At 69.3% G+C, this 9,951-nt stretch carries 10 protein-coding genes; 1 reads left to right on the top strand and 9 read right to left on the bottom strand.

The window, feature by feature from the left end; translation table 11 throughout:
* The 3 genes from BO39_RS21795 to BO39_RS21785 form a co-directional block, all read right to left on the bottom strand.
* Positions 1 to 330: dihydroxy-acid dehydratase domain-containing protein (locus BO39_RS21795; protein WP_043836827.1), on the bottom strand; the 330-nt coding region annotated here is incomplete at its 3' end.
* Between the two features lie 9 nt (positions 331 to 339).
* On the bottom strand, positions 340 to 1,920 hold the full coding sequence (locus BO39_RS21790) for an aldehyde dehydrogenase (NADP(+)) (RefSeq protein ID WP_043837426.1): 1,581 nt from the start codon (positions 1,918 to 1,920) through the stop codon (positions 340 to 342).
* A gap of 103 nt (positions 1,921 to 2,023) precedes the next feature.
* Positions 2,024 to 2,995: a Bug family tripartite tricarboxylate transporter substrate binding protein gene (locus BO39_RS21785; protein ID WP_043837424.1), complete on the bottom strand. Its 972-nt coding sequence runs from the start codon at positions 2,993 to 2,995 to the stop codon at positions 2,024 to 2,026.
* A 124-nt stretch (positions 2,996 to 3,119) separates the two neighbouring features.
* On the opposite strand from BO39_RS21785, the gene BO39_RS21780 reads away from it, so the two are divergent.
* Positions 3,120 to 3,887 (top strand): GntR family transcriptional regulator, encoded by a 768-nt coding sequence (locus BO39_RS21780; RefSeq protein WP_084698359.1) that lies wholly within the window; start codon positions 3,120 to 3,122, stop codon positions 3,885 to 3,887.
* 228 nt (positions 3,888 to 4,115) lie between these two features.
* On the opposite strand, the gene BO39_RS21775 is transcribed toward BO39_RS21780, so the two are convergent.
* From BO39_RS21775 to BO39_RS21750, 6 genes are all read right to left on the bottom strand, one after another.
* Entirely contained in the window at positions 4,116 to 4,850 is a 735-nt protein-coding gene (locus tag BO39_RS21775; RefSeq protein ID WP_052402438.1) for a GntR family transcriptional regulator, read from the bottom strand.
* Between the two features lie 74 nt (positions 4,851 to 4,924).
* The gene (locus BO39_RS21770) at positions 4,925 to 5,872 is read right to left on the bottom strand and encodes a Bug family tripartite tricarboxylate transporter substrate binding protein (protein WP_169742806.1); all 948 of its coding nucleotides are present in this window, start codon (positions 5,870 to 5,872) and stop codon (positions 4,925 to 4,927) included.
* Between the two features lie 184 nt (positions 5,873 to 6,056).
* Positions 6,057 to 7,412 carry an amidase gene (locus BO39_RS21765; RefSeq protein ID WP_043837420.1) on the bottom strand — a complete coding sequence of 452 codons (1,356 nt, stop codon included), beginning with the start codon at positions 7,410 to 7,412 and terminating at the stop codon, positions 6,057 to 6,059.
* A complete protein-coding gene (locus tag BO39_RS21760) occupies positions 7,409 to 7,795 on the bottom strand; it encodes a cupin domain-containing protein (protein WP_043837418.1) in 387 nt (128 codons plus the stop codon). The genes BO39_RS21765 and BO39_RS21760 overlap by 4 nt, the downstream gene beginning before the upstream one ends.
* 14 nt (positions 7,796 to 7,809) lie before the next feature.
* Positions 7,810 to 8,499: a DUF2848 domain-containing protein gene (locus tag BO39_RS21755; RefSeq protein ID WP_043837416.1), complete on the bottom strand. Its 690-nt coding sequence runs from the start codon at positions 8,497 to 8,499 to the stop codon at positions 7,810 to 7,812.
* 25 nt (positions 8,500 to 8,524) lie between these two features.
* Positions 8,525 to 9,715, bottom strand: a complete 1,191-nt coding sequence (locus BO39_RS21750; protein WP_043837414.1) for an FAD-dependent oxidoreductase — start codon at positions 9,713 to 9,715, stop codon at positions 8,525 to 8,527.
* Positions 9,716 to 9,951 lie beyond the last annotated feature (236 nt).

The raw sequence follows: 9,951 nt of genomic DNA, 5'->3' as shown, positions 1-9,951 counted from the left end.
GTAGCTTTCCGACACCGAGATCGCCGGCAACTCCACCGGGAAGCCGCCGGCCATGAGAATGCCGCGCTTGACGTCGTCCACGCGCTGCTTGAAGTGCACGTGGCAGGGATTGAGGTCGGACCAGGTGTTGACGATCGCAATCACCGGCTTGCCCGTCCACTCCTCCGGGCTGTAGCCCATCTGCATGGCGCGCGAGCGATGCCCGAAGCTCCGGAGGTCCGCCGGCCCGAACCAGCGCGCAGAACGCAACTCAGCCGCCGTCCTGCGCGCAGCGCCCGCCGTGCCAGGATCAGCCTCCAGCGCATCGGGAGGCAGGTGGGGATCGGCCATGGCGTTCTCTCAGTCCTGGCTCAAGGTGCCGTCGAGGCGGCGCCAAATGCCCATCGGGTTGCCGTCCCGCAGCGCCGGCGGCAGCAACGCCTCCGGCATGTCCTGGTAGCAGACGGGGCGCAGGAAGCGGGCGATGGCGAGGGAGCCGACCGAGGTGGAACGGCCGTCCGACGTGGAGGGATAGGGGCCGCCATGGACCATGGCGTGGCTGACCTCGACCCCCGTGGGATAGCCGTTGACCAGAATGCGGCCCACTCGGCGCTCCAGCACGGGCAGCAGCCGCCGCGCGGCCTCGAGATCGCCCTCGTCCATCTGGATGGTGGCGGTGAGCTGGCCCTCCAGCCCCTCGGCGAGGCGCAGCATGGTCTCCACGTCCGGGCAGCGGATCACGAGGGAGGCGGCGCCGAACACCTCCTCGGCCAGCGCCGGGTCGTCCATGAAGTGGGCGGCGGTGGTCTCGAAGAGCGCGGCCTCGCCTTGGGTGCCCGCGGTGGCGAGTCCGCCCGAGGCCACCTTGCGGACGCGGTTGTTGCCGGCGAGGTGCGCGACGCCGGTCTGGTAGGCCTTGAGGATGCCCGGCGTCAGCATGGTCTGGGCCGGCGCGCCTCCGAGCGCCTCGGTGGCAGCGCCGAGGAAGGTGTCTAGTTCCGGCCCTTCAAGGGCGAGGACGAGGCCCGGGTTGGTGCAGAACTGGCCGGCGCCAAGGGTCAGCGAGCCCACGAAGCCCTTGCCGATCGCCGCCGCCCGCGCCGCCATGGCCTCCGGCAGCAAGAAGACGGGGTTGATGCTGCTCATCTCGGCGTAGACCGGGATCGGCTCAGGCCGGCCGGCCGCGGTCTTCATCAGCGCCGTGCCGCCCGCGCGGGATCCGGTGAAGCCCACCGCCTTGATGCGGGGATCGGCCACCAGCCCCTGGCCGACCACCTGGCCGGAGCCGAAGAGCATGGAGAAGACGCCCTCCGGCAGGCCCGAGGCGCGCACGGCGGACTGTATGGCACGGCCGACGAGCTCGGAGGTGCCGGGATGGGCGGAATGGGCCTTCACGACCACGGGGCAGCCGGCAGCCAGCGCCGAGGCCGTGTCCCCGCCACCCACGGAGAAGGCGAGCGGGAAATTGGACGCCCCGAACACCGCGACGGGGCCGAGGGGGATCTGGCGCAGGCGCAGGTCCGGGCGGGGCAGGGGCTTGCGGTCCGGCAGGGCCGGGTCGATGCGGGCGCCGATCCAGCCGCCCTCGCGCAGCTCGGCGGCAAAGAGGCGGAGCTGGCCCACGGTGCGGCCACGCTCGCCCTCCAGTCGCCCGCGCGGCAGGCCGCTCTCGGCCATGGCGCGGGTGATCAGCTCATCGCCGATGTCGAGGATGGCCTGGGCGCAGGCCTCCAGGAAGGCGGCCCGGGCCTCGGGCGTGGTCTCGCGGTAGGTGTCGAAGGCCGCCCAGGCGAGGGCGCAGGCGCGGTCCACGTCGGTCGCCGTGCCGCCGCCGAAGGCGGGCTCCATCGGTTGGCCCGTCGCCGCCTCGACGGCGCGAATGGGCTTGTCCGTGCCGCGAAGCACGGTCGCGCCCAGCAGCATCTCACCGGTGATGGTCATGTGTGTCTTCCTGTCGGTGCGGCGGCCCTAAGCCGCGATCACTCAGTCGAAGCTGACGCGCGTGCCGAGCACATAGCCCCGCACGAAGGGGCTCAGTGGCCTTCTAATCAAGGCTGATGTTCGCGCGCTTGGCGACGTCGCCCCAGCGTGCGGTCTCACTTTCGATGAACCTGCGGAAATCCTCCGGCGAGTTGCCCACAGGGGTGATGCCGAGATCGGCGAAGCGTGCCTGGACGGCAGAAGTGGCGAGCGCCGCGCGAGCCTCGGCGTTAAGCCGCGCAACGATCTCGGGCGGCACCCGGGACTGGGTAAAGATGCCATGCCATGACAGGCTTTCGAAGCCCGGCACCGTCTCGGCAACGGCGGGCACGTCCGGTGCCGCGGGACTGCGCTGGAGCGAGGTGACGCCGAGGACGCGCATCTTGCCCTCCCGTGCGAGGGGCCAGACCGACGAGAAGTTGTCGAAGGCCATCGGCAGCTCGCCGCCGAGAAGCGCCGTCGTAATCTGGCCGCTGCCGCGATAGGGCACGTGCTCGATCTGCGTGCCCGTCAGCTGCGCGAAGAGGGTGCCGGCCAGATGCACGGACGTCCCGACGCCGGAGGAGCCGTAGTTCACCTCACCGGGATGGGCCTTCAGGTAGGTGATCAGCTCCGGGATGCTTCGGGCGGGGAAGCTCTCTCCCACGGCCAGAGCGTTGGGCTGAGACGCCAACTGTGTGATCGGCGCGAAGTCACGCAAGTTGTTGTAGGGAATGCGAGGATAGATGGCCGGGTTGATGGCGTGGCTGCTGATGGTGCCGAGGCAGATGGTGTAACCGTCAGGATTGGCGCGCGCGCAGGTCTCGCTGCCCAGATTGCCGCCAGCGCCCGGACGGTTCTCCACGACCATCGGCTGGCCAAGTGCTTTTGACATCTCCAGGCTCACGAGGCGGGCCACGGTGTCCGACGTTCCAGCACTGAACGGCACGATGACGCGAATGGGCTGGGTGGGGTAGGCGCGTTGCTGCGCCACAGCAGGCAGCGCGGCGACGGACAGAAGCGCCGCGAGGGTGAAGCGGCGGGCAAGGTTCTGCATCGGCGATCCTCCACAACGCGGCATCGAGGCCGCCTTCATTTTGTGGTCTTAAATCTGATATATGAGTCTTCGGCTGTCAACCTCCTGTCGTTCGGACGCGCTTCCCTCTAGGGTTTCCCACAGAATGAAGCTCACCTTCCAAGACAAGGCACCCGAGAGCGCCACCGTTCCGCACTGTTCCGCTACAGAGGACGTGGGCGTGCCTCTCCTCACCTCCTTCGGCCGGCGCACCAGCGCCTCCGAGTTCGCTTACGGGCAACTTCGTGATGCCATCATCTCCCTTGCCCTGCCGCCAGGCTCCGTACTTTCCCGCAATGAAATCGCTCGGCAGCTGGGGATCAGCCAGACTCCGATGCGAGAGGCGATCGTGCGTCTTCAAGAGGAGCGGCTGGTTGAGGTGGTGCCTCAGTCAGCCACGCGTGTCTCGCGCGTCGACCTGGCCAGCGCGCGAGAAGCGCATTTTCTTCGTTTGTCGATTGAGTTGGAGATCGTGCGCCGCCTGGCAGGATCGCCCTCCCCTGCGCTGGCCCGCGTGCTAGAAGCTGAACTCTCTCGCATGGAAGCCGGGCTAGCAGCAGGCAACCACACCGACTTCACCGCGGCCGACGAGGCGTTCCACAGCGCGCTTTACTCTGCAGCCGAGGTGCCAAATCTTCGAGCTCTGGTGCGCAGCCGGAGCGGCCACCTCGACCGCCTGCGTCGCCTGCACCTTCCCTCACCCGGTAAGGCGGAGGCGGTGCTGGACGATCATCGGGAGTTGGCATTAGCCATGATGAGTGGCGACGCTCGGCAAGCCGAGGCAAGGCTGCGGGCGCACATGTCCGGCACCTTCGCCGAGATTGAACGATTGCGAGCCACCCTACCAAACTACTTCCAAACGGACGTTCCCTGATCCCGGCATCGACGAGCTGTTCGACAGGAGGACATGGTCCGTTGCCTGGCTGCGGCTGCGTCAGGATCATGATGCCGCTCCGACGGGTTCTGTTCCGAGACAGTCGAGCGCTCCGGAACAGGCGCTTCTACGATGGAAGGTCACAGGCAAAGAGCTGCTCATGAAGTCAGCAGCACGGTCAGGATCGGGGCAGGATCCTGCACGCAGGACCGCGCGGCGGCGCGAAGACTACTGCCCGATCAGCAGCATGACATTGCGCCGGAAGGCGGCGATGTGATGCGCCATGGCGGCCTCGGCCGCCTCCGCGTCATGCGCCACCAGAGCATCCCTGATGGCGCGATGCTCCTGCACCACGCTGCCCTGGTGCGTCTGCTGCTCCAGCGAGATGAACCAGAAGCGCACGGCCCGGTCGTGCAGGTTGCCGAGGATGTCGAGGAACACGGTGTTGCCGGAGGCCTGCGCGATGATCGCGTGGAACGACTTGTCCAGCAGCATCAGCGCCTCGGTGTCGTGCCGTTCCAGCGCGGCTTCCGTGTGGCGGAGCACGTCGTCTATCGCGGCGGTGTCCTCGGCGGTGAAACGCGCGGCAGCCAGGCGCACGGCGTGGCATTCGTTCACCGTGCGCGCCTCGATAATCTGCAGCAGTTCCACCGGGTCTATCGGTCGGACCTCGATGCCCTTCCGCGGCCGGATCGTGACCAGCCCCTCCAGCCGCAGCCGCGCGAGGGCGTGGCGCACGGGCATGCGGCTCAGCCCGAGCGATTCGGCGACCTGCGCCTCGTTCAGCTTCTCACCGGGTGCGAAGCGGCAGATGATGATGTGGTGGCGGATGATCTCGTAGGCCTGGTCCTTCAGCGGGACGGCGCGCGCCTCCTTCGGATAGCCGCCCGGTGCCGGGACGGCGGCGCGGGCCAGCCATCGGGCGCTCTTCGTCACCGGCACGCGCATCACCCCTCCCGCCATCCCAGGATCCCGGTGCCGTTTGACACGCGCGCCGGGCGGGGAAAAGGTCACCCCGCCTCCGCCCTCGGGACGTCTCAGTCCAGGCTCGCGCCTGAGATCCGCACGGCTTCCTGCCAGAGAGGGGCGTCGCGGCGCATCGTCTCGGCGAAGGCCTCGGGCGTGCTGCAGACGGGAGTGGTGCCAAGCCGCTCCAGCGCATCGCGGAACTTCGCGTCGCCGCAGGCCTTGCCCAGGGCTTCGGCCATGCGGCGGATGGCGGCGGCGGGGGTGCCGGCCGGAGCCGCGATTCCGTTCCAGGTCTCCGCGCGGAAGGCCGGATAGCCGCTCTCGGCCACCGTCGGCACGCCCGGCAGGCTGGAGAGGCGCTCGGTTCCCGCCACGGCGAGCACGCGGATGCGCCCGCCGCTCAAATGCGGGATCATGTCGGAGGGATTGCCGAAATAGGCCGCGACCTCGCCCGCCAGCAAGGCCTGCATCGCCGGTGCGCCGCCGCGATAGGGCACGTGCTGCATGTCGATCCCGGCGCGCTGCATCAGCAGGGCCATGGCCAGATGAGTGGAGGAGCCGTTGCCGGCGGAGGAGTAGTCCAGCTTGCCCGCCCGCGCCTTCGCAAGCGCGACGAACTCCTGCAGCGTCGAAACATTCAGCGAGGTGCTGACGGCCAGCACCATCGGGTTGCTCGCCAGGATCGAGACCGGCGCGAAGTCGGTGGCCGGATTGAAGCTGAGCCGGGTGAGCGCGGGCAGCATCACCATCTGCGACGCGCTGGCGGTGAACAGCGTGTAGCCGTCGGGTGCGCTACGTGCCACGGCTTCGGCGGCGATGGCACCGTTGGCGCCGCTGCGGTTCTCGACCGGCGCGGGCTGCCCCAGCGACCTGCCGAGCCACTCCGCACCGAGCCGCCCGATGCTGTCCGTCACGCCGCCAGGGGCGAAGGGAACGAGCACGCGGATCGGGCGGTCGGGCCAGTTGTCCTGTGCGCCGGCCGGGAGCGCGACGAGGAGGGCAGCAAGGGCTGCCACGGCCATCCGGGCGGCCCTTGGGGCGGTCCGGGATCCAGTTTGACGCAACATTGTCTCGCCTCCTTGCGAAGCATGGGTCGGAGCCGGGGTGGGCCTTTAATGCTCCTCTTCCCCCGGCCTGTGTGACTGGCTCCCTCAAAAGGCCTTCCCGGGATCCGTTCCGGGTGAGGCACCGGCCGCCGGTTCAGGCGCCCAGCACGGCTTCCACGGATGCGGCCAGGGCCAGCAGGCGCCGGTCCTCGCCCGCGGCGGCGGAGAGCATCAGCCCCGCAGGCGGCTCCGGCGGGCGTGCCGCCGGCACCGAGACGGAACAGCCATCCATCATGTTGATCAGCGTGGGATTGCGCAGCACTGCCAGGTTGGCTGCGGTGTAGGCCGCCTCGTCCTCCAGGTCGCGGATGCGCGGCGGCAGGATCGGCGCGGTGGGCATGACCAGCGCATCGTACCCTGCGATCCGCGCGGAGGCCCGGCGCACGAAATCCTTACGCGCGCGCTGCAGGTCAAGGTAGTCCGCGGCAGACATGCCGGCGCCGCGGCGAATGCGGCTGCTGACGCGCGGGTCGTAATCGTCGCCCCTCCGCTCCAGCAGCGGGCGGTGCCAGGCATGGCTCTCGGAAGCGGTGAAGCCACCCAGCGCGTTCATCACCGCCACCTCGGCGAATTCCGGCATCGCCGCCCGGGTGATCCGCACGCCCGCGCGCGAAAGGCGCGCCAGCGCAGCCTCGAACGCGGCGGAGACCGGCGCTTCCATCCCATCCAGGGCTACCGTTTCCGGCAGCAGCAGGCGAAGGCCGGCGACCGGCATCTCGGGCAGCGGCGCGAGTGGTTCGTCCGCGAGCACCTGATCCATCACGGCACAGCAGCGCGTGCTGCGCGCGATCGGGCCGATGGAATCCAGGGTGCCGGAGAGGGGCACGCTGCCCTCCAGCGGCACGCGCCGTGCGGTGGGCTTGAAGCCGGTCAGCCCGTTGAAGGCCGCGGGGATACGGCAGGAGCCGCCGGTATCCGTGCCCAGCGCGCCATGCGCCATGCCGTCCGCTACCGAGATGGCGGCGCCGGAGGAGGAGCCGCCGGGCACATGGCCCTCCTCGCGGCGCCAGACGCTGCGGGGGGTGCCGTAATGCGGGTTGAGGCCAAGGCCGGAATAGGCGAACTCAGTCATGTTGGTACGCCCGATCACCACGAAGCCCGCGCGGCGCAGCCGGGCCACGGCCGAGGCGTCGGTCTCCGCAGCCGCCACGTCGTCGAGCGCGCGGGAGCCGGCGCGCGTCACCTGGCCGGTAACGTCGAACAGGTCCTTCACCGACACCGGAATGCCGGCATAGGGCGAGGGCGCGGCATTGGCGCGGCGCAGCGCGTCCATCGCCTCGGCCGCCGTGCGGGCGCCCTCGGCATCCACTTGCAGAAAGGCCCGCCCGCCCTCTCCGGCCGGATCGGCGATCCGCGCCAGGCAGCTCTCCACCAGCGCGCGGCTCGTGGTGCGCCCGGCGGCGAGATCGGCCGCCAAGCCTTCCAGGGTCGGGCCGGCCGTCCCGCTCACTTCGGCGTCTCGTCGTAGTAATGGATCTCGAGCAGCGTGCAGCCGGTGTCGGACTTGAAGGGCCCGTGATAGGCGCCCGGCGGACGGCAGGCATAGGCCGCCTGGTCGTACTTCTCGCCGCCATTGCCCTGCGCATCGTTGCCGACGATCAGGTCACCGGACACCAGCCACACCTCCTCCCAGTAGTCGTGCACGAAGGGGGCGGTGGTGAACTCGCCAGGCTGGAAGCGCAGCAGGCGTGTGCGGTGGCCGCGCTTGTTCTCCTCATCGAGCTTGCCGGCGAGAATCTTCTGCTCGATCCCGGCGGGGTAGCCCTTCGGCACCTCCCAGCCCGTGCCCGTGTCGGGGACGTGAAATTCGAGGTGTTCCTTGGTGATCGGCATGATCTGTCTCCGTCTTACTCAGCCAGCCAGCGGGCGGTGTACTCATGGGTGATGGCGCGCCCGAGCACGGGGTCGCGCAGCTCCATCTGGAAGCCCTGGCGCGGCCGGATGCCGCCGATCGCGGGCAGCGTGCCGCCAAACATCAGCGTGCCGGCGCCGAGTACGCCGCGGCCCTGGGCCTCATGCGCCGCCACCGTGTCGCGCGGGTCGCGCATCCCTGCAACGCTGCCCTCCTGATACGGCGTCCAGCCCGTGCCCTCCTGCACCCAGGAGCGCAACTCGAGGCTGTCCCAGTGCGCCGCCACCTCGTCGAAGGCCCAGAGGGTGGGCGCGACGGGCTTGGGGCACATCTGCTTGGAGACGGTGATGGAGTAGCTCTCCACCTTGCGGTCCGTGTGGTCCGAGCCGAGGCCGACCCACCAATGGCCGCCGCCGTCGATGACGATGACGAACTCCGCCTCGCCGCTGGATTCGCTGCCCAGGCAGTCGATGGCGCGCGCAGTGGTCAGCGTCTCCAGCCCGGCACGGTAGAAGCAGGGCGTGCTGGGAGGCGGGGCGACGCCGAGCGCGGCCAGCTCCTCGATATGCTCCTGCACCTTGTGCGGGTCGCGGCCCGTCCAGCCGGCGATCACCAGGTCGCGCAGCGCGACGCCGCGCCGCGTGCTCGTGCCGTTGGTCTGGAAGTCGAAGGTCAACTCGGTCATGTCCGGAACTCTCTCGTGCCGCGGATCAGGCGATTTCGGCCGCCCGGCGCAGGCCGTTGATCATGGAGACACCCATGAGATAGGCGTGTGCCTTGGCGGGATCGGCGGCCGTCTCCGCCATCCGCTCCCGGAAGGCGCGTTGCGCCTCCGGCTCCTTGGCCTCCAGGTTCTGCTTGTTGGCGATGGTCTGGCGCTGCACATGCTCCACCGTCACGCCGCGCCGCTGGCGGTCGTAGAGGTCGAGCAACTCGTCGTCCGCCTCGCCGTGCCAGACCCGGGCGAGCTTGCCGCCCAGATTGAAGGCATCATGCACGCCGCCGTTCAGTCCCATGCCGCCGAGCGGGTTGTTGATATGCGCGGCGTCGCCGGCCAGCAGCACGCGGCCCTGGCGGAAGGTCTTCGCCACGCGCTGGTGCACGCGGTACAGCGTGCGATGCCGCGTGGGATAGCTGTCCCGTCCCGCGACGATGCGGGCGAAGCGGGCACGTGCGTACTCGTCCGTCATCGTCTCCTCGTCCGCCACATCGGCCGGCACGGGGAACATGGCGCGCCACACGCCCGGCACCTTCAGCAGGAAGAACCACTCCTCGGGATCGGCGTAGTAGGAGACATCGGCCAGGTCCGGGATGATCTCGGCGAAGTTGAAAGGCGTGGAGAGCACAAGGAAGCGCTCCGGCCAGGTAAAGCCCTCAAACTCGATCCCGGCGGACTTGCGCACCGGGCTGCGCGCACCATCCGCGCCGATCACATGGGAGCCGACGACGCGGTCCCCGTTCTCGAGCGTGACCTCCACCGAATCGCCCCGATCGAGGCAGCTGGCGACGCGGGCGTCGAAGCGGATGGAGTAGCCAAGCCGGTCGCTCAGCAGGCCGTGCAGGATGCGGGTGAGCTTGAACTGCTCGCATTGCAGGCGGAAGGGATGGCGCGAGACATCGGAGAGCACGCCGAAGTCGAAATCCGCGATGATGCCCTGATCGCGGCTGCGGTACTGCATGCGCGGTGCGACGATGCCCTGCGCGATCATCGCCTTCGCGGCGCCCAGCTCCTCCAGCATGTCGAGCGTCGGGGCGTGGAAGGTCGACCCGCGCATCTCACCGGAGAGCTCAGGCCCCGCCTCCAGCACCTGAACCGGCACGCCATGGCGTACCAGCTCGGCCGCAGCAACCAATCCCACCGGCCCCGCGCCGACAATGAGAACAGGGTCTTGTGTCGGCATTCCGTCCAGTTTTCCCGCCAGCGGCCGTCCTCGCAGGGCACGGCAGTTTGAGCACTCCCGACGAGGCGCTCAGGCCGCAAAACGGCCTCGTCGGATGCCGAATGCTGACTTCGACCCACTCGAAGCGCAAGAGTAAAATTTCACGGTGAGATTTTAGGCATATGCCTCCTGCTTGGCCCGGGCCACATCGGGGCCAACATCCTCGGCATCACGGCGCAGCCAGCGAGCGGCCTGCC

The organism is Roseomonas aerilata DSM 19363 (assembly GCF_000711725.1).
GTDB lineage: Bacteria > Pseudomonadota > Alphaproteobacteria > Acetobacterales > Acetobacteraceae > Roseomonas > Roseomonas aerilata.
The sequence above is the reverse complement of the archived record's forward strand: the minus strand, read 5'-3'. Positions and strand labels throughout refer to the sequence as shown.

Coding starts and splice junctions, on each gene's coding strand:
- BO39_RS21790 (WP_043837426.1), bottom strand. CDS start 1,920: ATGACCATCACCGGTGAGATGCTGCTGGGCGCGACCGTGCTTCGCGGC.
- BO39_RS21785 (WP_043837424.1), bottom strand. CDS start 2,995: ATGCAGAACCTTGCCCGCCGCTTCACCCTCGCGGCGCTTCTGTCCGTC.
- BO39_RS21780 (WP_084698359.1), top strand. CDS start 3,120: ATGAAGCTCACCTTCCAAGACAAGGCACCCGAGAGCGCCACCGTTCCG.
- BO39_RS21775 (WP_052402438.1), bottom strand. CDS start 4,850: ATGGCGGGAGGGGTGATGCGCGTGCCGGTGACGAAGAGCGCCCGATGG.
- BO39_RS21760 (WP_043837418.1), bottom strand. CDS start 7,795: ATGCCGATCACCAAGGAACACCTCGAATTTCACGTCCCCGACACGGGC.
- BO39_RS21755 (WP_043837416.1), bottom strand. CDS start 8,499: ATGACCGAGTTGACCTTCGACTTCCAGACCAACGGCACGAGCACGCGG.
- BO39_RS21750 (WP_043837414.1), bottom strand. CDS start 9,715: ATGCCGACACAAGACCCTGTTCTCATTGTCGGCGCGGGGCCGGTGGGA.